Below are 24,435 nucleotides of genomic sequence, written 5' to 3' on the forward strand. Positions count from 1 at the left end.
GCTCGCCTCGGAACCGACCCCGCATCAGAACGGCCCCCAGCTGGACCGGCTACATGTCTTCCGTGTCGTCGTCGGGCTCCAGTGTCTCGCCGTAGTCGGCCGCGTCCTCGTCGATGGCCTTGCCCATGGCGCCGGCAATTCTTTCCAGCAGCGCCTTCTTGCGCGCGGCGTAGAACCCCTCGAAGTCGTCCTCGCGCATGAGCGCCGGCTCGCACATGTGGGTTGAGACAAGAGTATCCAGCGCCTCAGTCCCGATCTGAGCACTGTTGCTCAACCGCGACAGGTAGTCCGAAGGGGCTCGCCCCCCGATCACCCGATTGGTCCGGGCAGTCAAGGGCGTCTTGTTGATGATGGAGTTGTAGACCCTCGCCCCGATTCCCTGCTGGTCACACCAGTGTTTCGGGAAAATATGGTGAATGTCAACGGCGTCGTCGAAGTAATTGGCGACCGTGGCAGCCGCCCCCGTCCGCCAATCGCGCGCTCCCTCTTTGAGCTGGAGGGCATAGATACCCTTGTACGCCGCGCTGCCGCGGGTCCGCAACGTGTGCAGGCGCGACGGGGCGAACTGCGCTTCGAAGACGGTGCGAGGCTGCTCTGCGCCACGGCGGACCCAGGCGACGACCTCCGGTAGATCCCGGCTGAATCGGGTTTCGGTGGTGCCGCCGTAAAGTTCGCCGAAGACTCCGCACCAGTACCACCGCCCGATCTTTTGCTGAACGCTGGCGTTCTCCGCCTCTGCGCCAAGTACAGCGAAGATTGCCGACAGCGGGATTAGCTGTGTTCCGTAGGGAAGGAACCGCGTGTCGAAGAGGTACTGCTGGTGCAGGAAGCGCGCCGTCGCCTCCAGCCCCTTGACGATCAGCGGAGCGAAGCGTCGATACTCATCGAGCGTCAGTCCGAGCATGTCGGTGCGCTTGCAACCCACCCGAGGAAGGCGCTCCTCCTCGGCTCCACTCGCTGCGGCCGCCTCGCGCCGTGCTCTCGTAGCCAAAAGGGCGATGGCCTGCAGGAAGTCCGTGTTTGATACTTCCCAAAGGATCCGGTACTCCGGTGCTGACCAGCTGGCCTCGCACTCCTCCCAGTGCCGCCGCAGGTCGAACTCGTCGGCGGCGAAGGTGGCAGTGAGCAGCTCGAAGACGGTCAGCGTGACTCCGCCCGTGTTCACCTTTTCGAAGACCTGGCAGACGGCCTCACGCGGCGTAGCCTTGCCAAGCTCGATAATGGGCAGTTGGTACGTCGAGAAGTGGTTGACGACCTCCCTGCGGAAGGCGTTCCAGAGCTTAATTTTCTCCCTGTCGTAGTCCCAATACTCCTGAAAGCCCATGGACCAGTTGTCCGGGTCGAAGACCTGGTGGAGCGGGAAGAAGTGCGCGTCGTACTCTTTGTCTGGCGTTGAGTAGTCCCGGATTGGTTCCTTGCGGAAGTTGCGCACGACCCGGTCCTCGGGGACGAAGTAAATCGCCTCTTCTCGGTCGCCATCCGGGTCCAAGGCCGCCCTCATGTCGATGTAGAACCACCCGGAAACTGGCCGCTTACGGACATCCTGCGTTCGTACGGGCTTGCCGAGCTTGAGCGACTGGAAGAGCGAGGTGAGCCGTTGCTGGCCGTCGAGGATCAACCGCTCGGGCCGTTGGTTGACCGGTGGGGTGGCACCCTCGACCGGACGTTCCTTGAACCGGACCGGGCCCCCAGTGCGCAGCATCATGACAGTTCCTACCGGGTAACCCAGCGAGATTGATGCGAGAAGGCTGGCGATGTTGCGATCGGGCCACACCCAGCCCCGCTGGAACTCCGGTAGCTGAGCCCCGCCCTCCTCGACGTCCCGCAGCAGATCCTTTAAGAACTCCTTCTCGATGCCGAACGCGTCGACTGCCATGCGCTTCCTTCACTGTTCTTGAGAGGGAGAGACTGTCCACCATCTTGCTGCGAGCCCTTGGTAAGCAGATAGACCTCATGACCGTACGGCCCACACCTTGTCTCGCGCGACCCCTACCTACGGAGTCGGAGACGACCGATAACCTGCATCGGCCGCGGGGTGCACGCAAGTTCGACGTGCCGAAGATGGGCAGTAGCAGGGCAGAGCTTCGCGTCATGCCGAATATTAGGTTCCGCCGTCGACGGCAGTACAGCCGCAACCGGTCCAACCGGCGAGCAGACCGCCGGCTGGCCCGCGTGCCCGCCCAGCGGAGTGCAGGCGAGGGCGCGATCGCAGACGCCCTTCTGTGGTACGGGCGCGACCATGCCAACGAGCGTGCCGGCTTACACCCCTGTTCGTGGCGCATGCCGAGGCCAATCGGCTCGTCATCGAGGATCCTCTCGCGTTCCTGCTCGCAGTGGTCTCGGCCAGGGGATCCCCGCTGAGCGCGCCTGCGGCTGCCCAGCCGTGCACCATGGAAGCCGTCGCCGACGCTCCCCGCGCCCCCGGTGTGCACGTGGTTCTCCGCAGCGGCGTGGTCATCTACGTCGGCCTGACCGGGAGAATGCTGCGGAGCGCATGCGGCAGCACCTGACCGGCAACCGCGGGTCGTCGGTACTGCACGAGCAGGTCGGCCAGGAACTCGACAAGCTCGGCGGCGTGGCATCAGCCACGGACATCGCCGGCTGGCTGGACCGGTGCGAGGTCCGCTGGCAGGAGACCGACAACCCGGAGAGTACGAAGGAAGCCCTTGTCCTTGCCCTCTAACCGCGCTTCAACCGGCAGGTGCCGAAACCGCGGCGCCCCACCGGCGGGGGAGGATAGCGGCAGTCGTCGCCCTCAGCGCCGCAAAGGTCAGGATGCCTCGGCGTGGATCGAGCGGTTCAGCGGGAGCTCTTGGAGGAAGCGGGTCCGGGCCTCGCCGTTGGCAGGAGGCAGCGGACATGTCGGCAGGGGCTACACGGGCACTTGGAGTTGGTCCGCGACCATCCGCCAGTTCAGCTCGGCGGGCAGTGGCGACACGATGACATTGGCCCCCTGAAGTAGCCGCAGGTGCCGGTCATAACTCGGGTGGGCACCAAGCTGTGCCTTGACGTTCGGAAACGCGTACACCGGGATGTCAGCACCGAGCGCCTCGTTGAGGATGCCGAGCGCGAGTGTGTCGTTGATCCCCTGAGCCCACTTGTTGATGACGTTAAACGTGGCCGGTACGACGGCAACTGCGGTCGCCGGAGGGTGAGGTTCCGGGTCACCGGGCATCCGCCACTCGACCCGGACCGGATACCTGGTCTGCCGCGCGAGCGCTTTACTGTCGATCCAGGTGGCGGCGGTCGGCGTAGCGGTGAGGCAGATAGTCCAGCCGTCCTTCTGTAGCAACTCGATCAGCTCACCGATGCGCAGCACGGGAGGAGCGGCGCAGGCGACCAGAGACAGCACGCCCCGCTCTATCATGCGAGCAGTCCAGCCCGTTCAGCCAGCGGCCGCAGCCCCGGTGTCGCCGCTCGTCGCTCCTTCGTCAGCAGGTCCAGCAGGAGCGTGCGGGCCTGAACGTTGGCGTGGACCATCTCGGCGGCTATCCGCTCGGCTTCGAGCAGGTGCAGCACCGATGCCGATTTGTCGCCGGCCGACCTCATCGTCGCTGCCGCCAGGTCGACGTGCACCTGTGCCCTTCGGCCAACCAACGCCGTCGGTAGCCGCGAGGTGTCGAGCCGCGTTCCGATCTCCAGTGCCCGGTCCGCGTTGCCCGTCCGAACTGCAGCGGAGACTGCGTGGATAACGACGTTCGTCGGGCCAAATCCAGTCCACAATCGGTTGCTATCAGAGCCCAGCGTCGTTGCCAGCCCTTCAGCCTGCGTCAGGAGCTGACGTGCTTCCTTCGGATTGCCCTGTCCGGCCGTCATGACGGCAGCCAGAAGCAGCAATGCCCCCTGAGCGGAGAGCAGGTCGGGATCGCTCGGAGGGGCAGTGGTTGTCAGCCGAGCGATGCTGCTCCGCACGACCTGCTCGGCCACGGTTGCCCGTCCAGGCAGCCGCATGAGACCGCAGGCCGCCTGGTACGCCGCAACGGCCGCAAGCGCCTGGTCGTCGGCGAGCCGCGCCGCCGTGGAAGCCCGGTCGGCGGTCAGTAAGGCGGTCTCGCCGTCGCCCACCTTGGCCGCCAGCTTTGATGCCGCGATGTACGCGGCGGCGAGCAGCCGGAAAGCGCTGCTGCGATGCATCCCGGTGGACCTGCTCGACAGCTCCGTCGCCTGGCTGAGCACGTCCGGTAGCAGGCGGACAGTGGATGTGTAGCTTGCCCGCTGGTAGAGGTTGTGCACTCGGCCGACGCTTCGCCGCACCTCGACGACCGACTGAGCTGGCCCAGCGGGTGCTGTCAGGTAGTTGGTCAGGAAGGTTCGGAGGCCGTTCAGCAGCTCCGGCCGGGCAGCGCCGGAAGCGGGATTGCGAGTCTCATCTCCCATGGCCTGCCCTCGATGCACTGCCAACGATACGTCGACGAGCATGTCGTCGAGCTGTTCGAGCGTAACTCCCAACGCGGAGGCGATGCGGGCTCGATGCCAGGGCTGAGGATCCGTCTCGGCGTTCTCCCAGCGCACCACGGTCGACCGCTCCACGCCCAGAATCTCGGCCAGGCGCTCCTGGCTGTACCCGAGGGCTTTGCGCCGCTGGCAGAGCAGGTGTCGCTTCAAGGCCACGACCCGATCTCCCTCCGTCTGCCGCCACTGTAGTAACAGTTCGTCGATCAGGCGGGTACGGAGATGCCTCATTTCTGCGTCACCGAGGCCTCTCGGACGCTGTAGTTCCTGGTCAGCTTCTTGCCGAAGCTTGGGGGCATGGCCCGGGGCGGGTGCTGGGCTCCGGTATCCCGTCGTACCCCGAACGGCGAGCCGCCGTCCCCGCCCGCCTCGGCGCCGAACGCGACAACCAGGGAGAACCATGGATTCCATCGACAAGGTTCTCGGCAAGCTGCCCCACCGACCTTCGTCACCGCTGAAGACGTCGGTCTCGCCGTCAAGGCGGTCACCGTGCACGCCGCGGAGCTGCGGCTCGATGGCCTGGGATGCCGCAACGACCGCGCTCCGCGCCCGTGCCGCCTGCACCGCTCGTTCCCGGCGGATCCTCGACCAGCGCGGCCTCACCGACCGGCAGATCCACGCCGAGCAGGAGGCGCCGCAGCGATGATCTACGTGACCGGGGAAAGCCTGCACCCGCACCACGCCCGCATCGCCTCCTTCGACACCCGCTGGCGCGGCCTCGACCCCGCCCAGGTGCACGATTACCTCAACCGGGTAGCCGACGAACTCGAACGCCTGCACCGCGAGCTGACCACGGCAAACACCGAGGCCGAACGCATCCGCCAGGCGCTGAGGCAGTGGCAGTCCCGGCACACCGGCTGCCGCCACACAGATCAGGGTTCACGCAACAGCCGGTGGCAGCGATGACCTCACCCCGTTGGATCATCCACCTGCCCACCACCCTGACTAGCCTCGACGAGGCCATCACCCTCGCCGTGGCCCTGCGCGACTCGCTCGGCCACGTCACCGCCATCGACTTCGGCGAGACCACCCTCAGCGAAGAGGATCAGCAGTTCCTGCGTACCCGAATCCGGTGTGACGCCAAGCTCGACGGCGCCGGCCGCTGCCGACGCCGCAACGACCACGACGGCCCGTGCGGGGCCACGGAGGAGGGCCCACGCCGGTAGCGTCCCGGAAATGCCAGACACCCAGCACGACGACCTGCTGGCCGGCTTCACGGCACCCCAGCCGTACACCATGGAGGCTGTCGCGGACGCTCCCCACGCCCCAGGCGTGCACGTGGTCCTCGACGGCGGGGTGGTCATCTACGTCGGCCGGACGAGGCGGGGTCTGCGGGAACGCCTCCGGCAGCACCTGACCGGCAACCGCGACTCGTCGGTGCTGCACGACCAGGTCGGACAGCTCCTCGACGCCCCGGACAACGCGGCGTCGGCCGCCGACACTGCCGACTGGCTGGGCCGGCGCGAGGTCCGCTGGCACGAAACCGACAACCCGGAGGGTACGAAGGAAGCGCTGGTCGTCGCCCTCAAGCCGCGCTTCAACCGGCAGGTGCCGAAGCCACGTCACGCGGACGGTGGCGAATAGCGGAGCGGCGCGTGAGCGACTGCCCCAAGCCGGAACGGCTCCGTCCTCCGACCTTCGGCGCAGATCGACCTCCACCCGGCTGAACGGCGCCGTCGACAATGTCGAAGCGTGCCTATGCTCTCAGCAATCGGGCGAGGCGGCGATCGAGGGCCAGTCGCCTTGTGCGAGTTCGAGGGGCGAGCATGGGATTCAACATCGGTGACATCGTTGCCATTCACGCCGACCCCAGTCGAGTCGGACCGGTCATCCAGATTCTTCAGAGCGTCGATGGGTTCGGCCGCTATCGCGTGCTCCACGAGGCGGGAAGCATGCGCGAGTACGCCGAGGACCAACCCGACCGGACCACCGCCGTCGAGTTGCCCCGCGCGCCGCTCCGCCGAAGTGGCTACCGGCTGACGCGCCTGAAATCTTGCGGTCTACGGTCGGCGAGGTTGAGCAACAGCCTGACGTCGGCCAGCAGCCTCGTCACAGATCGCCGGCGAGACGACCGTTTGCCGATCCATCTCCGTGGATCAGCCCTCTGCGCCGAGGACCTCGCCCGCTCTGGCTAGTACGGACTTCCACAGATTCGGCGCGACGGTTTCCCGGAGGAGCGTGACTACCTCCTCCGCCGCCAGGTCGACGAACCGCTGGGAGACGTGTCCTCGTGGTGGCGGCGAGTGGGAGGGCTTTACCGCCGCGCGGGGATCAACGTGTGGGCCGTCCTCAATCTCGGCCGCATCTGACTCATCGGCTGCGCCCGGGTTCAAGCCAGCCGCCTTTTCGAGGAGTTCTGCCCATGGGACGGGTTCGAACTCCGACACTTCCTCTGCATCGACCGCATCTCCGGTCCCCGCATCAAGGAGTTCGTCGGCGCCGCCCGTCGTCGGTTCGCCCGATCCGCGGTCGTCGTCGTTCATAGCGAGCGGGTCTCCGACGCAGACGATGTCGAGGTACCGCGTGGTTCTGGTCAGCGCGACATACAGCAAGCGGTGGCCCCGGTCGTCCTCGGCGACGATGTCTTCCGGCTCCATGACGACGACCGCGTCGAACTCGAGGCCCTTGGCTTCCTGAGGACCGACCAGGTTGATTCCTGGGCCGAGTTCACCGGCGGACGCGGCACGCCAGGCCACGTCTTTGGCCGTCAGCTCTCGTTCCGTGTCCGGGCGGCAGGAAGCGGGGCAGATGATCGCTACGGATCGACCGTGGGCGGCGTGCCCCATCGCGACGCGGACGGCCTCAGCCGCACGCTCGTCCCCGTCGACCCGGTGGATGAGAGGCTCGGCCGGACCGTCCCGCACGATTTGCGGTGCCTGCACCGTGGGAGCGGCGAGAGGCAGGAGTTGGGCCGCAAGCTCGAAGACCTGTCGGGGTACCCGGTAGCCGTAACGCAGCTCTTCCCGGACGTGGGGAAGATCGGCAGGCAGGTGATCGAGAACCTCGTCCCAGTCGTCACGCGCCCAGTGGCCGGTCGACTGAGCGATATCCCCGACGATGGTCATGGATCCGTTGGCAGACCTGCGGGCGATGGTTCGCAGTTGCATGGGCGAGAGATCCTGCGCCTCGTCGACGACGACGTGCGTAAAACGGATCTCCACGCTGTTGATGAGGTGCTCGGCCTCGTCGAGTACCGCAAGGTCGGCGTCGCTCCACGTCTCTTCAGAGAGCCGATCGGCGGGCCGCCGATGCAGCAGTGAAACTTCCCGAGCCGTGAATTCGTCGCCCGCCGCCCCCATCAGCCGGTCGCGCGAGCCGTAGAGCTCACGCAGGAACGATGCGGCGGTGAACGACGGCCAGAGCCTGTCCATGACGGGATCGAGTGCCGTCCGTAGTCGTTGCGGACTCACGCGGACCCGGGGGGAGACGAGATCGGTCAGCAGATCCCGGAACAGGTGTCGGCGCTCGGCGTATGTGCCGGCGCTGGCACGGCACCGCGTTATCAAGGGCTTGAGCTCCTCGGCGGCAATCGGCACGGGGCGGCCCTCGATCTGCGCCTCAATCCAATGCTGTCCCTCGGGCGGCCCGACCCGAGCGTAGAGAGCTCGCCGCAGAAGTCCAGCCATCCTGCCGTCGCCCTTCAGCCTCACAACTTCGGGATCCTCTTGGCGACCACGTTTCACCGGTGGATGCAGCTGGTTGATGTCACGTTGCTCAATGCTCGTGTCACCCAGGCTGGGCAGCACCGTGCGGGTGTAGCGCGTGAAGGTGGGGCTCGGGCCGATGATGAGCACATCCTGGGCCGAGAGTCGACCCTGACTGTTGAACAGCAGCCACGAGACTCTGTGCAGCGCAACTGCTGTCTTGCCAGTGCCCGGCCCGCCCTGAATGACCAACAGCTGGTCCATCGGGCCGCGGATGAGATCGAACTGCGCCGCCTGGATTGTCCGGACGATGTCCTGCATCGTGCCGGTGCGGTTGCTGTTGAGGTCTGCGAGCAGCGCGTCGTCGACGTCCTCGTGCGCCTCCAGCTCAGCGACGTCAGCGGCCAACTGGGCGAACACCGTGTCGCTGAACGACGTGATCGTGTTGCTCGAGCACTCGAAATTGCGCTTGAGGCGCAGCCCAAACGGGTCGGCGTGACTCGCCTCGTAGTAGCGGGCGGCGGCAGGTGCCTGCCAGTTCATGACGAGCAGCTCAGCGTGGTCATCAAAGATCGCGTGATGGCCGATGTAGAAGACCTCGCCGTCCTCGTAATCCATCCGGCCGAAGGCGACGGGATCGTCCGATCCGCCTATGCGGTCCAGCCGCGCTTGAGTGTCCTGCCTGATCCTCGCGGCGGCGCCGCTATTGGCAGCAGCGCCTGCGGCCAGACCCAGAGTCGTGCGCATGCGCTCCCGGTGGTCCCAAGCCGCGTCGAAGTACTTTTGCTCGCGACTCAACTCTTCCGAGACCGCATACATTTTGGCCCTCCCGCTGACATTGCGCACACCGCAGCAACTCGCTACGACAAATCGGCCCATCTCGCGCGGCGCCGAGGACGCTGAGGTCGGCGCGGCGAGTCCGATCAAGATCCCTTGACCGTACGGTCGGTCAACGGCTTTGTCGCTCGGTCGAGTGCATGCTTGCCCGCTCAACCTTTCGGCGCCGGGGGCGACCGGCCGGGTCTATAGACGAGCGCGATCAGTACGGTCATAGGCAACGAGTCTTCCGCTGCGGCCCGATCTGCCGGGAGCGCTCAGGATGCTCCCTTCAGTTTGACGCCGCGGCGGGCGAGCCTACAGAGACGGGTGGCCGGTCACAAGATCCAATCTTTCGATTGGGGCGCCGGCAACGTCAAGATCGAACCGGCTGGCTGTCCCGAGCCACCGTTCCGTTCACCTAGCGCTATCCGCCCCGACGATGCGTCGCTGCCTGCCCTGGTGGAAGATCATCACGCCCTGGGAGGGCGGCATGATCGAGGGGGCGCGTTGAGCATCTCGCTGATACTCCTGCCGTTGGCCGTAGCCGCCGTGACGGCGGTCCAGGGCCCGCTGGACGGTCGAGACACGAGGACGAACGTGAACGTGCAGTGCCTGCAGGAGGAGCGAGATGTCGAGCGTGTCTAACGGAGGCTGGCAGCCTCCACCGGTCCCCCCGAATCCGGCAGCAAACCTCGACTGGCGGATCCGGCACAGCCTCTGGCTGCTGCTGCCCGTCGCCGGCTGCGGCTTCCTCGCTGGGGCCGGATTCCTCTACATCGGCCTGCGCGCCCGGCGCCCGGCCTGGTGGATTGCCGGCATTGTCTACCTGGTGATCGGTTGGACGTCCTTCGCCACTGTCGGCGAGTCGGACGAGACAAGCGCTCTAAAGGATGTGGCAGCGGCCGTGCTCCTGGCGATGTGGGTGGCGAGCATCGTGCACGGATTCCTGATCAACTCGTCGTGGCTGCGTTGGCGGGCCGGCCACGTTCCTTGGTACGCCCGGCCCCAGGCGCCGCCGCCCACCTGGCCCGGCAGTCCGTACCCACCGTCTCAGGCAGGGCCACCGTCCCTGCCCACAGCCGCGCCGCCCGCCGTCGCCGAGATGATGCCGCAGCCCGGCGCCTACTCCGGCAACGGGACCGCGGCGGTGCCCGCGCCCACTCAGCCGTCGCCGCTACCGGCGCCGCAACCGCCCTCGGCGCCAATGGCGGGGCCCCCAGAGGCCGTGGATGTCAACGGGGCGACGTTCGAACAGCTCGCCGCTCTTGCTCACTTTGACCCTGAGCGTGCGCAGCGGGTGGTGGCCGAACGGCGGGTGCGCCGCGGGTTCGGCAGCGTGGAGGAGTTCGCGGCCGTCGCGAATCTCGCGCCACATGAGTTCGCTCATCTCAGAAACCTGGTGACCTGTGTACCGCAGCAGGGAACACCCGCCGGCCAGCCGCCACCGAGCCACACTCTGGATGTGGCCGCGACGCCGTCGACGCGAACGCCTAGCTGAGCGAAGTCGCCGACGAAATGGCCCGGCTGGAGAGGGAGGCGATGACCTGCCGGGCCGAATGCGGGGATGGAAGACGGGCTGCGACAGTGGCCCCGGCGAGCTGCTCTGGTTCGGCCCACCGGGCAACACCGGCCTGCGCCGCGACCCAACGCGCACGAACGATCTGCTGCTCGTCGCCGGTGGCACCGGCCTTGCGCCGCTGCGCGCCCTGGTCGAACAGGTTGCCGCCTGGGTGCCCACGGCGGTGAAGCTTCTTTTCAGCAACTGGTCAGCAGTTGCCGATCCTCTACACCAACAGTTTGCCCGGGTGTCAGGTGATGTCGGGTAGCTCGTTCCGTACCGTCGCGAGGGTCAGGGCATGACTGTTTCCCACTCTGGCCTCGCCGGCTTCCGCCGCGCCGGGGCGCTCGCCGCCGCCGCGCTGGCCGCGGTCACTCTCGGTGTCGTTCCGGGAGCCCGGGCCGAGGCCGCCGCCAGCACCCTGCCGATCGGCGACGCCGACCTGACCGAGGTCCGCACCAGCAGCACCCTGGCCTCCGGCGTCACCCTGACCCGGATCGTGCGGGGCACCGAGCCGGCGCCGGCCGACCAGATCAACACCACCACGCGGGGCCCGTGGGTGGTCAACGTCCTGACCATCGACCCGCGCCGCGCGCGGGGCCACCTGAAGGCGACGTACGGCCCGAACCTGAGCCAGGTCGAGAAGACCACCGACCTGGTACGCGCATCCAGTGCCCTGGCCGGCGTCAACGCCTCCTTCTTCACCTTCACCGCCAGCCAGCAGTACCCGGGTGACCCGGTGGGGCTGGGCCTGTTCGGCGGGAAGCTGCTCAGCGAGCCCACCACCGACCCGGCCGAGGTCAATTTCGTCGTCGACGCCAACACCAACCGGGCCGCAGCCGGAAAGCTGAGCTGGTCGGGCAGCGTACGGAACCGGCAGACCGGGGCCACCCTGCCGCTGGAGTTCATCAACCACCCGCCGGTCGTCCCGGCCGGGTGCGCCGCCCTCGCCGACCAGACGCAGTGCACGGTCGCCGGTGACGTCACGCAGTTCACTCCGGAGTTCGCGGCGGCCACCCCGTCCGGCGCCGGCGTGGAGGTCGTGCTCAACCGGCTCGGTTGCGTGGTGCGTACCGCGACCACCCGGGGCACCGCCCTGGCGGCCGGCCAGACCTCGCTCCAGGCCACCGGGCAGGAGACGGTCACCCTGCTGGCGGTGGCCGCGCGGGGCTGCCTGCAGCGGACCTCGACCCTCGTCGACCAGGACGGCGAGAGGTTCCCGGTGCGCCCCGGCCTGTTCGGCGTGAACGGCCGCTACCGGCTGACCGCCAACGGCCAAATCGTCGTACCTGACGGCGCCCCCGGTGACAGCTTCTTCGCCCGCAACCCCCGTACCATCGCCGGCACCACGCGGGACGGGAAGATCGTGCTCGCCACCATCGACGGCCGCCAGACCACCAGCGTCGGCACCACGCTGGACGAGACGGCAGCCGTCGCAGAGGCGCTCGGCATGTACGACGCCGTGAACCTCGACGGCGGCGGCTCCACCGCGATGGCCGCCGAGGGCGTGCTGGTCAACCACCCGAGCGGGGCGGAGCGCGCCGTCGGCGACGCGCTCGTCTACATGGAGGGCCGGTACCGCAGCGGGCACTGATCGCCGCCGCTGACGCCTGGTCGCCTACCGGGTGGGGGAGCGCGCCGGCTGATCGAGGGGAGGGTGCGGGCTGGTGGCGTGTGCCAGCGGCCCGCACCCGGGCTCGTATGGTGGCGGGACCGCTGGGGCCGGGCGGCAGCCGGTCGGGGAGGTGGTCGATGCTGACGGGGTTGGTGGTTCCGCCTACCTCGTCGGTCCGGCCGTCATCATCGGTACGGCCGCGAAGTGGGCCACCATCGCCGAGGGCTGCTGGCCGTGGGCGATCGTCGACGAGGCGTACTAGATGCGCTCGGATGCCCTGCTGCGCACGCCCACCCGTCGACGGAGTCATGGCCGGATGCACTGGCGGCGACCGTCAAGTCGCGGCTCGCCGTGAGCCGATCGGAGTACGGACACGGACGGGTAGCCGAGTTGACGCTGGCGGAGCGTGTCCGTAACCTCTACTCATAGGGGAGATGGTGGCTGGCGATGATGAGCTGAAACGTAGTCATTGTCCGATCCGTCTCAATACCCGGCCCCAGCCTTCGTGCTGGGGCTTTCACTTTTCCAGCATGTCCGACGGCCTTCGCTTGATCGCGTCCGGGCGCGGTCAGAGCGTCCCCGGCTCGTGCCCCTGCACGTAGTGCCAGGCGCCGAGCCCTCGCGGGTCGAAGAGCGCCGTTGTCCGACGAGGGTTCGCGAAGACGTCGACATACTCGAGATCAAGCCAGTAGGCGATGCTCGGCCCAGCGTCCCGTGCCGTCATCGAACGGAGCGCCTCCGGCAGCGGCCGTCCATCGGCCCGGATCACGGCCGCCATCACACCGGTCCGGCCCACCCCCAGAACCGGCACGCCGGCGACCGGGCCGTTGCGCCCGTCGGAACACCACAACGTCCCTCGAATTCGCAGCGCCGGCCCCTCACCGACATTCTCCACCGGCATGAGGAACCTGTCCTTCGCGATCGCGAGGAACGCGTATGCCGGGGCGGGCGCGGAGGTCAGCGCGAAGCGCTCCTGGGCCGGTGGATGCTGGGCCAGCATCCCGCCGGAGTCCGGGAACGCCACTGACTGGTGGATCGGCAGCAGGAGCGGATACCTGCTCAGCACCAGGGACCGGCGTGTTTCCGCGAGCTGCCGGTCCGTCCGGGACAACGCCTGCCGGGAGAGGTGGATCGCGGCCAGCACACCGATGGTTGACGCGATGGCGGCGAACGAGCCGGCGACCGCGGCCGCCTGCTGGGTCGGCCAGGTGAAGGCCACCACTACGGCGGTGCCGGCGGCGCAGACCGCCACTGCCCCGGCGAGCGCCAGCCCGTATCTGCCGGCGCCGCGCAGCAGCCTCCTCGTCCAGCGCGGCACGGGAGCTCCTAGGCGAAGGACGAACCGGCGTCGCCCCATCGCGTCTGGGGGATCGTGACCTTCTCGCTCCGCCAGGTGATGGCCCGGGACTGTGCCAGGATGCGCAGGATCCGGTGCCGGTCACGCGAGTCGTAACCGAACACCGGCTCTGCCCGCGTCCGGTCCTTGACCGCCATGAACTCGAGGATCTCGCTCTCCGGTATCGGGCTCGGAGCCCGGCCGACGAAGGCGCGGTAGAGCTCGTGATAGGCGTCCTCGATCGGACGGGCGAACGGTGAGTTCGTGGCCAGTGCGTGGCGGGCGCCGCCGACCGCGACGGCGTCCACGACGCCTGCCGCGCTCGCGTACTTCATGACCCTGTTGATCAGGCCGGCGGCGAACTTCTCCGGCCCCTGCCCGACACCGGTCGCGCTGAGTAGTCCGGGAAGGCGCCGGAACGGGAGGGTCCGGCTCTGCGTCCGGAAGCACTCCATGGTCAGGCCGGCATGGACCCGCCACAGCGGTTCCAGGTACCCGAGGCCGAGGTCGTTCACGGTCACCGCGTACGTGTCGTCCGCGCCCTTGCGAACGACCGGCACGGCGGTCAGCGCGTCGAGCACCCGCAGTAGCCGGGCACCGTTGTCCGCCTGTAGGGGGCCGGCACGCAGCTCCGTGACCGTCAGGCCCTTGGGTCGTGCGGCGAGCCGCCGGACCAGGTAGTCGATGGCCATGATGTCGCCGAACCGGCCGGAGCCGACGTCGAGGTAGGTGCGGGTGGCGTTGCGTGGAAGGAACTGCTCCTTGGCCCGCACCGCGGCGTCGGTACGGACCACCTTGTGACCGAGGGACTCGATGAGCGCCCAGTACCGACTCTCGTCTTCGTTCTCCAGGATGCCCCAGCGGGCCAGGGTCGCGGTGCGGTCGGCCTGTTCCTTGCCGCCCAGGATGATGCCGCGACGCTGCAGTTCGAGCAGGCCGAGCAGCGCTCGGCAGGTGGCCGGCGGAGGCTTCTTCAGGGTGTAGATGTCGTCGATGCAGATGGAGTCCAGACCGGGCAGGGTGAGAATGCCGCGGAACTGGGGGGAGAGCCGGTCCTTGTCGCCGTAGACGACGGTGACCCGGCAGCCGTCGCGCAGCAGGCGGCGGATCAGCGGGATGAAGTCCTGGTCGCCGGTCACCAGGACGAACTGGCCGCAGTCCTGGTAGAGGTAGTCCATCGCCAGCACGGTCAGATGGATGTCGGCTTGCTCCTTGGCGCTGCCCACCACATCGTCGTCGATGAGGTGCTCGGCCATCGCGGTCGAGATGCTTCCGTCGAACTTCGTCGCCGCCATGTGCTTGTACTGAAGATGGCCGCCGCACCGGGTCGTCGCATCGTTCCAGAGGGCGTCGACGATGCCTCGCTCCACCACATGGCCGCGGCCGATGATCGCGCCGGCCAGGTTGTCCCAGTCGACCAGCAGGACACCTTTGTTTCCGACGGCCATCTGCGGCTCCTCCGTGAGCTCATCGAGGCGCGATTGATTTCCGAATTCTGCCTCCGTGTCTCCCCGCTGCTTCTTCATCCGTTCGGCCACGATGTTCATCACTTGTGCGACGTCGCCGGGGGCGTTCGGTTCGCGGTACGTGACCTCCAGATGACCGATCATCCATAGAAGACCGCAAGTCCGGTGGAGCGCGACAGTCCGCGAGCGAGCAGACAATGTGGATTACTGGGTCGTCACCACAGTCGTCGCACGGCCCGTGTCGGGGAGGCGGACTGTGGCGCGCTTCTATCCCAAGCACCTGCGACCGAACGCCACTCGTGGGGAACGGGCGGTCTTCGACAAGCTCCGGTCTCTCAACGACTCGTGGTTCGTGCTGCACAGCCTCGCGTTCTTCGACCCGGGTCGGACGAGGTGGCGGATGGGCGAAGCGGACTTCGTCCTGCTCCACCCGGGGCGCGGCCTGCTGATCATGGAGGTCAAGGACGGTTCCTACCGGGTCGCGGGGCGGCAGTGGTTCGCCCAGCGCCGCGGCGGCGACGTGCCGCTGAACGCCGACCCGTTCGACCAGGCCGTTCGGAACAAATACGCCCTGGCCGGGTGGCTGCGCGAAGCCGCCGGCATCCGGCACGTCCCGGCCGGGCACTGTGTGGTGTTCGCCGACGGCCGGCCCTCGGGCAATCTCGGTCCGCACGCGCCGGACACGATCGTGCTGACCGCGGCGGCGTTGGAGCACGCGCAGATGCTATTGGAACGCGTCATGGCCCACTGGGACCAGCATGGCTGGGCCAGCCAGTCGGACTTCGAGAAGGCCTTGGCGGCGATCGCGCCGACCGCCGTCGTCGCCCGCACCCTCCGGTACGACGTCGATCTGGCGTCGGACGATCTCGCACGCCTGACCCAGCGCCAGATCCGCCTGACCGGTCGCCAACTGGAGGTGCTGGAGGGCACCTCCAAGAAGCGCGCCTCACTGGTGCTCGGCGCGGCCGGCACGGGTAAGACGGTCCTCGCTCAGGAGCGGGCGCGCGAGTTGGCGGCCAGGGGGCTGCGGGTCGCAGTGATCGGACAGCAGCGCAACCTGCGCCTGGAGATCCGGCGTAGGTTGCGGGTGGAAGGCGTCAGCTCCGGCGACCCGGAGGACGTGCTGTGCGACCTCTACGGCGCCGATCGCCTGCGCGAGTACGAGGGTGAGCAGCTTTGGGTCACCGTGCTGGCCCTCGCCGAGGCGTACGGCAAGCCGCTGGACTGCCTCATCGTCGACGAGGCGCAGAGTCATGACGAGGACCTCCTGGACGCCCTGCGGGAACTCGTCCGCCCCGACGGTTCGGTGGTGCTGTTCGCCGACCCGTACCAGCGGGACTCCTCCGGGACGTGGCGCCCACGGCCCGACGGGTCGTTCAACGAGTTCTGGCTGACCGAGAACTGCCGCAACGTCCTGCCGATCGCGAAGCTCGTCGCACGGATCTCGGGAGCGCACACGCCCGTCACCGGTCCCGCTGGGCGGCCGCCGCGCCTCAGCGGCGGTTCCGCGGATCTCCCGTCGGCGTGCGCGGACGCCGTCCTCGAGATCCTGAAGGACCTGCCGGCCTCCCAGCTGGTGCTGCTGACGTCGACGACGGCGAACCAGGCCGCGATCCGCCGGACGCTGGCGGACCGGGGCGTGCGGACGAGGAGTGGGCTCCGCGGCGACGAGCTGGCGGTCTGCACGGTGCAGCAGTTCCACGGATGCGAGGCCCCGGCCGTGGTCTACGCCGATGACGGCGAGGAGGACTGGACGACCAGCTACATCGCGGTCAGCCGGGCCTGCGCCTACCTGCACGTCGTTGGCCGGCCGGACCGGTGGGAACCCTTTCGATTCCTGATGGAGGATGGTTCATGACGCTGTACGACGAGGCTGTCACTTTCCTGGAGTCGGAAGGCTGGTCGGTTCCCGGGGAATTGCGGGGTGAAGTTGTCCGAGCGAGGCGGGCAGCGTACGCGGACAACAGCGAGCACATGACGGTGTGGTGCCCGGCCGCCCCGGACGCCGAGGAGCTGAATCGCCGCGAGGCGACCCTCCTGCAACGCTTCGCGGAGGAGGCGCGCACTCCCGGCGCGAAGTTCCTGCTGGTGGAGTCCACCCAGGGGCTGTCGACGGACTTCCGGAGACTCGCCAAGCACGAGTACAACGTCGACATCCGGGTCCCGATCCAGTTCTTCGACGCCCGGTTCAAGTGGGACGACACGTCGGTGTCGGCCCTGGCGGGAACGGCCGCGCAGCAGCTCCGTCGCGACGGGGAGACGGCGGAGCGGCGGCGTACCCCGCAACCCTTCGAGGCGGTGGGCACCGGAGTGGTGGGCAGCGACCTGCTCACCGAGCTGGCTCGCCGTTTCGACAGCCCGGGCGGCTGGGACCGCCCGATCGTGCTGGTAACCGCGCCGGCGGGGTACGGCAAGAGCGTCCTGTTCGAGTCGCTGTTCGCGACGCTGTACACCAACTTCCAGAAGGCGAAGAAGCAGCTACGGCGGGCCTACCGGCCGCTGCCGCTCCTGCCGGACTATGCCGCGCTGGCGAGTGCGCCCGCGCTGGGCCCCATGGTCGACGCGTTCCTGCAGACCGAGGTCGCGCGGCCGGTCAAGCAGCCGACGTTCCAGTGGATGCTCACGCGGGGGTTCGCGAGCTGGCTGCTGGACGGGCTGGACGAGGTCATCGCCCAGGACCCGGGCTTCTTCGAGTACATCCACGAGATCGTCGCCCGACCCGACAACCCGACGACACCGCGCATCCTGCTCTGCGTCCGGGATTCGCTGCTGAGTTCCAACCAAGCACTGCGGGACTTCCTCACGGTGGCCCACGAGTACGTCGAGGAGTTCCGCCTGCTGCCGTGGCGACCCGAGTCGATCACCACCTTCGCGCGCATCCGCCTGCAGGACAAGGACCGCGAGCTCCTCTCGATCCTCGACGCCAAGCCGCAGCTGATGAAGCTCTGCGGCACCCCGTACTACGCCGAGCTGCTCGCCGAGCGCGTCGACGAGGGCAAGACCGACGGGATACCGAACGACTACTCGGAGATGGATCTGGTTCATGACGCCGTCGACGCGATCATGGATCGCGAGTACAAGAAGGAGCAGTTGCAGGAGAACGTCGTCTCCCGGCACGACCTGCTCGACGTCATCAGTCACGTCGCCGTCGTCGAGTTGGAGAACGACAACCGCGGTGTGCCGATCGACGAGATCGGCCAGCTCGCCGAGTTCGTGATTCCCTCGGACCTGTCCGATCCCGAGCGCGAACGGTGCACCGCGGCCATCTGCCGCCTACCGGTCTTCCGTGCCGCCTCGGAGCGGCAGCGGGTGCGCTTCGCGCAAGATGTGATCTTCGAGCACCAGATCGGAATCCGTGCCGCCCAGTATTTCGCCGTCAATCCGGTACGGTTCGCGCAGCTGTTGGACTGTCGCCCGTTCCCACCCGACTCCTTCGCCCTCCGGGTGCTCTGCGCCCGGATCAGGGAACTCGCCGCCGGCGAGGAGTTGCTCACCCGGCTGTCCAGCGCCACCGCGACCCCCACGGCCTTCCGCAACATCCTCCAGGTGCTCCTCGGGCTCCCCGACTGCGCCCGGCTGCTGATCCACGCTCCGCTGGAACGCCAGGACCTTTCCGGGCTCACCTTCGCGGGCCTGTCGCTGGCCGGCGTCAGCTTCCGCGGAGCGAATCTGGAGTCGACACGCTTCAACAACTGCGTCATGACCGGCTGCGACCTGTCCGACGCGACGTTGCACGGCACGCGATTCGACGCCTGCCTGCCCACCCTCGCCGAGGCCGACTTCGGGCACCTCACCGGCTTCGTCTCCGTGGAGATCGACTCGCGCACCGCCATCGAGGACGTCGCGGACTTCGTCAAGTTGCTGGGCGCGGACGGGCGCCGGGAGCACCCCTTCGTCGGTCCCTGCCCCACCGCCCTTCAACTGCGGTTCCTGTTCCTGAAGTTCGTAAGGCCGGACGGCCACTATCGTCGTGACTCGCTCGACGAGAAGGGCCTGCTGTCGGGACGGCGCATCGTTGATCCGGCTTCCGTGCTCAGCGGTGCGGTGCGGGCCGGCTTCCTCACCGCCATACCCAAGCGCCGCCGGTATGAGCGCACGCACAGCCAGCTCTACGCAGACATGGTGGGGTTCGCCCAGAACCTCAGAGTGACCCCGGCCATCCGGTCACTTCTGGAGGACACCTGCCGGGTGGAGGGATGTTCGCACGTCGTTCAGGAGAACCTGACCTCCGCGACCTTCGATTGACTGTCCATCGCCGGCAATGCCAGGCATTGATCCGAACTGGTTCTTCCGCCGCTTCCATTCCGCGGACCTGGTCGACTTCGAGGCCGCCATGGCCAGCCTCGCGGAGCGACTCGGCCGCCGGCGCCCGCCGCGCAGCCGGAGTGAATTGATCGATGCCGATGATTCGTGTCGCTGGTCGTGCGGACGACGGAGTGACTCTTCCGGGCGGCGGAGCAGGCGCACCGCAGGGGTGTCGAGCCGAAGAAGCGGAGATGGCGGTCGGGGCAGGGTGCGCGCGGCTCTGACGGGAACGCGACCGGCCTCAGGCGGAAACGCGACGGGCAGCAGAATGAGCGGATTCACGCCGCCGTTGATCGCTGACATTCATGCCAGGGGTGCCGATAGAACGGTGATTCTTTCGATCATGTCCGCCGATAACGTGTCGCGCAAAGGCCGTCCCGGGGGCTAGTCATCGTGCAGCCGGCCGGGCAGGTCGCGGAAATCGGGCATCCGGCTGAGCGGCGTATGTATCGGAGAAGCGCCCCGCATCAGCCGGGGCGCTTCCCTTAACTGATCGCCCGGTCAGTGGCGGTCGACGAAGATGCCGATGCCGTTGGCGACCGCGCGCTCCGTACCGTCGGACGGGTTGTTGCGGGCGGTGGCCGCGGCCTGGCCCGGCTCCCGGACGGCGACCGTGGTCGAGCCGCCGCCGTCCAGGTTCACCGCGTCGTGCGCACCGAGCGAACGCATCAGGTCGGCCAGTTCGGCGATGGTGAAGCCCGCGCTGGCGGGCGCGCGGCCGGCCAGCGCGACGAGGTACACGGTCCTGCCGTCGGCGCTCGCGCCCGCGGAGCTACGTACCGCGGCGGTCTTGGTGTCCAGGCCGGCCAGCGGCGCGCCGTCGCGCAGGATCGGGGCGCCGCCGACCGCGAACGTCAGCCTCGGCTTGCCGACGGAGACGAGCTTCTCGTCCACATTCACCCGGTCGCCGACGACGAGGTCGTCGAGCTGGTCCGCGCCGTCCTCCCGGCCGACGAGCACCTGGGTGTCGCTGGGAATCTCACCCGCGCCGGGCGTCTGACCGACCGAGGTCACCACGCCGCGGCGGACGGTCACCTCGTAGGTGTGGCTGCTGCACGGGGCGTCGCGGCTGGTGTCGCTGCCGCAGGTCGAGCGGACCCGGGAGGCGGTGCCCCAGTCGGCGGTGAAGAGGCCGACGCCGCCGACTGGCAGCGCGTACTGGTTGAGGCCATCGAGGGTGATCGTGCCCTTGGCGCTGCGCACCTCGCCGGCCAGGCTCAGGGTGTCAACGCGCGCTTTGCCGTTCACCCCCACACCGAACACGTCGCGGGTCGAGGTGCCGAGGGCGAGCCCGGGGCCGAAGCGCTGCTTGTTCGGTACGGCGAACTTCAGGTCCTCGCCGTCCGCGATCTCCGGACCCGAGGCGGAGCCGGTCGGTGCGACCCCGGCGTGCGTCTCGCTGATGTTGAAGAAGTCGCCGTTCACGCCGGCGACAGCACCCTGCTCGTTCGTCATCGCCGAGACGACCTTCCGCTGCGCGACGGCGTCGGGATGCAGCAGGTCCACCGAGACCTTGTTCTTGTGCAGGTCCGCGGTTAGCAGGTAGCCGACGGTGACGCCGCGTGGCGTCGCCACCTGGAACGAGTCGTACGTCACGCCCGGCGCGAGTTGCTCGGTCGAGGTGACGGTGATCGCGGAGTCCGCTGTGGACGCCGCCGGCGTCGTGATCGCGGCCTGCGCGGTACCGGTGGGCGCCACGAGTGTGCTCAGCCCAGCGGCGAGCACCAGCGCCAGACTCGGGCGTACGAGCTTCGATGACCTCATCGTCGCTCCTTTCCTAAGGAAGTCCCGAGCCTTGCGCTCGGCGGTTCGAGCGGACCCGACGAAGGCCGGACCAGCGAAAGTTTCCTGGTCAGCCGATCATGCCGGGGTGAACGGGCGAGATGATCAAGCTGAACCGCCGGCGCGCGATGGTTCATCTGCCCGTCTCCCGAAGCAGACGGCCAGAGGTCCGCGTTCGACTGCGCTCTGGCCGTCAATTCAGGTGCAGCAAGGTGTGTTCGGTGGTCGCCAGGACCAACTGGAGTAGCTCCTCGTTCAGCGGTTCCCCGAATGCGGCCATGTGCACCGTGATGAGCGTGTACCCGGCGACCAGCACCACGTAGGCGTTGCTGCCGGTGAGCGCCTGGCCGGCGACCGTGGCGCTCATCGTGCAGTCGTACCGCCAGCCCAGCTCGCCGATCGGGGGCGGCTGGGCGTCCCGGGTCTGGTAGTCGATCGACACCGACGACACGCTCAGGCTGAACGACGGGCACGCCCGCAGGGCGTCGCGGGCGGCGATCAGCACAGTCTCGCCCACAGCGGCGTCGTACGAGTACACGGTGACGGTCACGTCGGTGTACGTGGGCGCGCCGTCGACGGTGTCGCTGGTGTAGGCGCGTATACCTGTGGTTCGCAGGTGTGGCTTACCGGGGGCCAGGAAGCTCTCCCTGACCAGCGGCTCGCAGGCCGGGTTGGAGACGGTCGTCTCCGGTGAGACGATGCCTCCGCCGGCGGGGCCGAAATCGGTGACTTCCCAGTTCTGCCTGGGGATCACCAGCACGCTGGACTGGGCCACTCGGTCGGCCTGTTGCGGGGTCAGGGCGTGCCGGACCCCCGCGTACCGCTCGGCGTCAGACGCGAGCTGGAGCTGCTGGGCGTTCATGGCGACGCCGCCGGGCACGCCGACGCCGATGAGGGCCAGCGCGACAGCGGCGGTCAGCACCGTCGCGCCCGCCGGGGCCAGCCAGCGTGACCACACCGGCGGCGTGAATTCGTGGTGGCGGCTGGTCAGGGGTACGAGCACCGCCGCGAGCAGCACCGTGGCGCAGCCGAGCCAGATCGGCGCGACCGCGACGTCCGAGGCGAACAGATCTGGTTCGGTGGGGCGGTCGGACAGCCACCCGTACCCGTAGTGCGCCCCGGTGGCGAAGGCGGTGGTCGCGGTCGCGGCGAGCACGCCTCGAGCCCAGCCATCGGGCCATGGAGTGGCCAGTGCGACCACGACGAGCACCACAATGCCGGCGGCGGTGCAGATCCACCACCGCTGCTGCTGCGCCCGCAACTGGTCGGTCAGCTCGGACGTCGCGGGACGCAACAGGATCGCCGCGGTGCCGGCGACCGCCGCCGCGACGAGTGCCACCAGCCAGGGCAGGCGACGGTGCGGAGCCCGCCACAGGGACAGCAGCGCGTAGGCCGGCAGCAGCCCGAGCGTGAGCGCTGGCCAGGCGAACCGGCCCAGCCCGTAGGCGAGGAAGAACCGCAGGTCGTCAGTGTTGTGCAGGAGACCGGCGATCCCTCCGACCGGCCACAGGCCGGCGACCGCGGCCAGACCGGTCGCGCCGACCGCAAGGCGGGTGACGACGGGTCGGTCAGTCCGTGCCGCCAACTCCGCGACGCTGACGGCCAGCGCGACCACACCGGCGGCGACCAGTGCGAACACGGCCACGGCGAGCGCGCTACGGGCGAAGCTGCCCGGCCAGACCAGGGGGTAGAGGGGCTGTTCCGCCAGGAACACGACCGCAACGACCAGCGTACCGAGCACGATCCCGGCACCGGTGCCCACGACCGGCCGCCACCATTGCGGGTGCGGGAGCAGGACGCGCGCCCGGCGCACCAGCGAGGGGAACAGCAGGGCGAGCACTGCGGCACCTGTCACCGCCGGGATGGCGGTGCCACCCATCGAGTACAGGTCCAGGTCGAAGAAGCTGGCCAGCAGGACGATGGTGGACACGGCGGTGCTGGCCACGAAGCCGACCGCGACCGCCTGCACGAGCCCGCCCTCCCAGGCGCGGGCGGCGTGCCGCAGCGAGAGTGCCCGGTCCGCCGGGGCCGGGTGCCGAGTCAGGACCCGGCGGGCCCAGGACGATGGCCTGGTGCGCGGCGGCGTTGCCTTCGCGAACAACGCCACCAGGCCGGGCTCCGCACCCGCGCTGGCGGCGTAGCGGTCGGCCTCGAACTCGCGCAACCGCAGCAGCGCGGCCGCGAGCACCGTCACGGCCGCGGCCAGCAGGGTGATCCCGACCGGCGCCGCGATCACCCTCGGCCGCGCCCCGACCCGACCGACCATGGGTACGCTCGCCAGCGCGAAGACGGGAACGAAGAGCCACGCCGGTCCCCGTACCGCCGAGACCCAGCTGACGTCGCGGGCCAGCACGTGCGCGATCTCGTGCGTGACGACGGCGTCGAACCGGTCGCCGGGGTCGAGTGCCAGGCGCGCCGGGACCACGATGGTGGGCCGCCGGCCGGGCAGGGCCGTGGTGAACGCGTGCCGCACCGCCGGCCCGGCCACCCACAGCCGAGGGACGCGCCGCCCGGACAGGCCGTGCCGCTGGCACAGGTCGGCGAACCGCTCCTGAGCCGTCGGCGAGTCGAGCCGGCCGAACCGGCCCAGTCGGCGCAGGTCGCGCCACGGCACGGCGACGGCCAGGGCCAGCGTCCCCGCGAGCAGGAAGAGCGCGGCGCCAGCTACCACCCACCCCCGAAGTCTGAGCTGCTCCGCCATACAGGTGCTCAGTGCGTCGGCCGACTCCCGGTGCAACGCCTCGCACCGCTCGCGGATGATTCGGTCCGGCAGCACGCGGGACAGGGGACCGTCGAAGAACAGGTTGCCGATCGCCACGCCGACGCTGGCCAGGGAGACAGCGATCAGGCCGTACAGCCACAGCAGTGGCTGCGGCCGGCCGTCAGGGGCGGCCGTCATTCGGCGAGGCCTCCGGCAGGTGGATGGCACCGACGAGGGCGTCGGCGAGGAGGTCGGCGGCGGACTCGTCCAGCCCGAGGGCCGTCGCGTGCCGCCGCGACACCTCCCGTAGCCGTGCCACCTGGGCCGCCGTCACGACGATCCGGCCGTCGATCATTGGCAGCGTGGCACCGGCCAGCTCGCGGCCCGACACGCCACGGCGGCCAGGCGCTCGCCACCGCCGCCACCGCGACCTGGCGGCACCGGCCCCGAGACCCAAGACCTCCCTGACCGAGGTGGCTACCACCTCGATGACGATCGCGCTCACCAGCGCCTCTTCGATGCCGAAGCCGATCGAGCCGCCCGGCGCGCGTCCCTGCGCCGCCCCGGCCCGCCACACCGCGGCGACCTCGTCGAAGACACCCGACTCCTCCGGGGCCAGCCGCCCGCTCACCTGCCGGGCCAGCCCGATCACGAACTCCGACGCGTCAACGGTTGCCGATGGGCCGGCGGATTCCATGGTCACGCGGCCTCCCGAGCCGAACCAAGCACGATTCGAACCCCAGGCTATAGAGCGCGG

The 24,435-nt window shown here is 68.8% G+C and carries 22 protein-coding genes; 13 read left to right on the forward strand and 9 right to left on the reverse strand.

The features are described from left to right. Window positions 1-49: 49 nt before the first annotated feature. Entirely contained in the window at window positions 50-1,876 is a 1,827-nt protein-coding gene (locus ABZU69_RS03755; protein ID WP_354962870.1) for a DUF262 domain-containing protein, read from the reverse strand. 397 nt (window positions 1,877-2,273) lie between these two features. Between ABZU69_RS03755 and ABZU69_RS03760 the strand changes: the two genes are divergently transcribed. Together ABZU69_RS03760 and ABZU69_RS03765 are read left to right on the forward strand one after the other, a co-directional pair. Beyond that, the gene (locus tag ABZU69_RS03760; RefSeq protein ID WP_354962871.1) at window positions 2,274-2,510 is read left to right on the forward strand and encodes a hypothetical protein; all 237 of its coding nucleotides are present in this window, start codon (window positions 2,274-2,276) and stop codon (window positions 2,508-2,510) included. Next, on the forward strand, window positions 2,495-2,683 hold the full coding sequence (locus ABZU69_RS03765; RefSeq protein ID WP_354962872.1) for a hypothetical protein: 189 nt from the start codon (window positions 2,495-2,497) through the stop codon (window positions 2,681-2,683). The genes ABZU69_RS03760 and ABZU69_RS03765 overlap by 16 nt, the downstream gene beginning before the upstream one ends. A gap of 189 nt (window positions 2,684-2,872) precedes the next feature. Here ABZU69_RS03765 and ABZU69_RS03770 read toward each other — a convergent pair whose 3' ends face one another. Together ABZU69_RS03770 and ABZU69_RS03775 are read right to left on the reverse strand one after the other, a co-directional pair. After that, complete coding sequence (locus ABZU69_RS03770) at window positions 2,873-3,367, reverse strand: flavoprotein (protein ID WP_354962873.1); 495 nt, start codon at window positions 3,365-3,367, stop codon at window positions 2,873-2,875. Further along, window positions 3,364-4,611 (reverse strand): helix-turn-helix transcriptional regulator, encoded by a 1,248-nt coding sequence (locus ABZU69_RS03775; protein ID WP_354962874.1) that lies wholly within the window; start codon window positions 4,609-4,611, stop codon window positions 3,364-3,366. The genes ABZU69_RS03770 and ABZU69_RS03775 overlap by 4 nt, the downstream gene beginning before the upstream one ends. A 355-nt stretch (window positions 4,612-4,966) precedes the next feature. On the opposite strand from ABZU69_RS03775, the gene ABZU69_RS03780 reads away from it, so the two are divergent. From ABZU69_RS03780 to ABZU69_RS03800, 5 genes are all read left to right on the forward strand, one after another. Continuing rightward, window positions 4,967-5,098, forward strand: coding sequence for a hypothetical protein (locus tag ABZU69_RS03780; protein ID WP_354962875.1), 132 nt, complete (start codon window positions 4,967-4,969; stop codon window positions 5,096-5,098). After that, window positions 5,095-5,358: a DivIVA domain-containing protein gene (locus ABZU69_RS03785; RefSeq protein WP_354962876.1), complete on the forward strand. Its 264-nt coding sequence runs from the start codon at window positions 5,095-5,097 to the stop codon at window positions 5,356-5,358. Before ABZU69_RS03780 ends, ABZU69_RS03785 begins: the two co-directional genes overlap by 4 nt. Then, window positions 5,355-5,618 carry a hypothetical protein gene (locus ABZU69_RS03790; protein WP_354962877.1) on the forward strand — a complete coding sequence of 88 codons (264 nt, stop codon included), beginning with the start codon at window positions 5,355-5,357 and terminating at the stop codon, window positions 5,616-5,618. The genes ABZU69_RS03785 and ABZU69_RS03790 overlap by 4 nt, the downstream gene beginning before the upstream one ends. Window positions 5,619-5,628: 10 nt before the next feature. After that, the gene (locus ABZU69_RS03795; protein WP_354962878.1) at window positions 5,629-6,036 is read left to right on the forward strand and encodes a GIY-YIG nuclease family protein; all 408 of its coding nucleotides are present in this window, start codon (window positions 5,629-5,631) and stop codon (window positions 6,034-6,036) included. Window positions 6,037-6,218: 182 nt separating this feature from the next. Further along, window positions 6,219-6,587: a hypothetical protein gene (locus ABZU69_RS03800; protein ID WP_354962879.1), complete on the forward strand. Its 369-nt coding sequence runs from the start codon at window positions 6,219-6,221 to the stop codon at window positions 6,585-6,587. Here the strand turns inward: ABZU69_RS03800 and ABZU69_RS03805 are convergent. Beyond that, window positions 6,549-8,915: a UvrD-helicase domain-containing protein gene (locus ABZU69_RS03805; protein ID WP_354962880.1), complete on the reverse strand. Its 2,367-nt coding sequence runs from the start codon at window positions 8,913-8,915 to the stop codon at window positions 6,549-6,551. The genes ABZU69_RS03800 and ABZU69_RS03805 overlap by 39 nt on opposite strands. 628 nt (window positions 8,916-9,543) lie before the next feature. Here ABZU69_RS03805 and ABZU69_RS03810 point away from each other — a divergent pair. From ABZU69_RS03810 to ABZU69_RS03825, 4 genes are all read left to right on the forward strand, one after another. Continuing rightward, entirely contained in the window at window positions 9,544-10,413 is an 870-nt protein-coding gene (locus ABZU69_RS03810) for a helix-hairpin-helix domain-containing protein (RefSeq protein ID WP_354962881.1), read from the forward strand. A 58-nt stretch (window positions 10,414-10,471) separates the two neighbouring features. Next, entirely contained in the window at window positions 10,472-10,741 is a 270-nt protein-coding gene (locus tag ABZU69_RS03815) for a hypothetical protein (RefSeq protein ID WP_354962882.1), read from the forward strand. 30 nt (window positions 10,742-10,771) lie between these two features. Beyond that, window positions 10,772-12,067, forward strand: coding sequence for a phosphodiester glycosidase family protein (locus tag ABZU69_RS03820; protein ID WP_354962883.1), 1,296 nt, complete (start codon window positions 10,772-10,774; stop codon window positions 12,065-12,067). A gap of 73 nt (window positions 12,068-12,140) precedes the next feature. Beyond that, complete coding sequence (locus tag ABZU69_RS03825) at window positions 12,141-12,350, forward strand: hypothetical protein (RefSeq protein WP_354962952.1); 210 nt, start codon at window positions 12,141-12,143, stop codon at window positions 12,348-12,350. A gap of 306 nt (window positions 12,351-12,656) precedes the next feature. Here the strand turns inward: ABZU69_RS03825 and ABZU69_RS03830 are convergent, their stop codons facing one another. Together ABZU69_RS03830 and ABZU69_RS03835 are read right to left on the reverse strand one after the other, a co-directional pair. Then, window positions 12,657-13,406 carry a hypothetical protein gene (locus ABZU69_RS03830; RefSeq protein ID WP_354962884.1) on the reverse strand — a complete coding sequence of 250 codons (750 nt, stop codon included), beginning with the start codon at window positions 13,404-13,406 and terminating at the stop codon, window positions 12,657-12,659. Window positions 13,407-13,414: 8 nt separating this feature from the next. Beyond that, entirely contained in the window at window positions 13,415-15,088 is a 1,674-nt protein-coding gene (locus ABZU69_RS03835) for an NYN domain-containing protein (RefSeq protein WP_354962885.1), read from the reverse strand. Window positions 15,089-15,146: 58 nt separating this feature from the next. Between ABZU69_RS03835 and ABZU69_RS03840 the strand changes: the two genes are divergently transcribed. Continuing rightward, window positions 15,147-16,748 (forward strand): NERD domain-containing protein, encoded by a 1,602-nt coding sequence (locus ABZU69_RS03840; protein ID WP_354962886.1) that lies wholly within the window; start codon window positions 15,147-15,149, stop codon window positions 16,746-16,748. Further along, window positions 16,745-19,135, forward strand: coding sequence for a pentapeptide repeat-containing protein (locus tag ABZU69_RS03845; RefSeq protein ID WP_354962887.1), 2,391 nt, complete (start codon window positions 16,745-16,747; stop codon window positions 19,133-19,135). Before ABZU69_RS03840 ends, ABZU69_RS03845 begins: the two co-directional genes overlap by 4 nt. A 561-nt stretch (window positions 19,136-19,696) precedes the next feature. On the opposite strand, the gene ABZU69_RS03850 is transcribed toward ABZU69_RS03845, so the two are convergent. The 3 genes from ABZU69_RS03850 to ABZU69_RS03860 all read right to left on the reverse strand — a co-directional run bounded on the left by ABZU69_RS03850 (window position 19,697) and on the right by ABZU69_RS03860 (window position 24,381). Further along, window positions 19,697-20,959, reverse strand: coding sequence for a phosphodiester glycosidase family protein (locus tag ABZU69_RS03850; RefSeq protein ID WP_354962888.1), 1,263 nt, complete (start codon window positions 20,957-20,959; stop codon window positions 19,697-19,699). A 211-nt stretch (window positions 20,960-21,170) separates the two neighbouring features. Continuing rightward, window positions 21,171-23,876 carry a M48 family metalloprotease gene (locus ABZU69_RS03855; RefSeq protein ID WP_354962889.1) on the reverse strand — a complete coding sequence of 902 codons (2,706 nt, stop codon included), beginning with the start codon at window positions 23,874-23,876 and terminating at the stop codon, window positions 21,171-21,173. After that, the gene (locus ABZU69_RS03860) at window positions 23,860-24,381 is read right to left on the reverse strand and encodes a hypothetical protein (RefSeq protein WP_354962890.1); all 522 of its coding nucleotides are present in this window, start codon (window positions 24,379-24,381) and stop codon (window positions 23,860-23,862) included. The genes ABZU69_RS03855 and ABZU69_RS03860 overlap by 17 nt, the downstream gene beginning before the upstream one ends. Window positions 24,382-24,435 lie beyond the last annotated feature (54 nt).

It is taken from the genome of Micromonospora sp. NPDC005206 (assembly GCF_040608175.1).
Taxonomy (GTDB): Bacteria; Actinomycetota; Actinomycetes; order Mycobacteriales; family Micromonosporaceae; genus Micromonospora.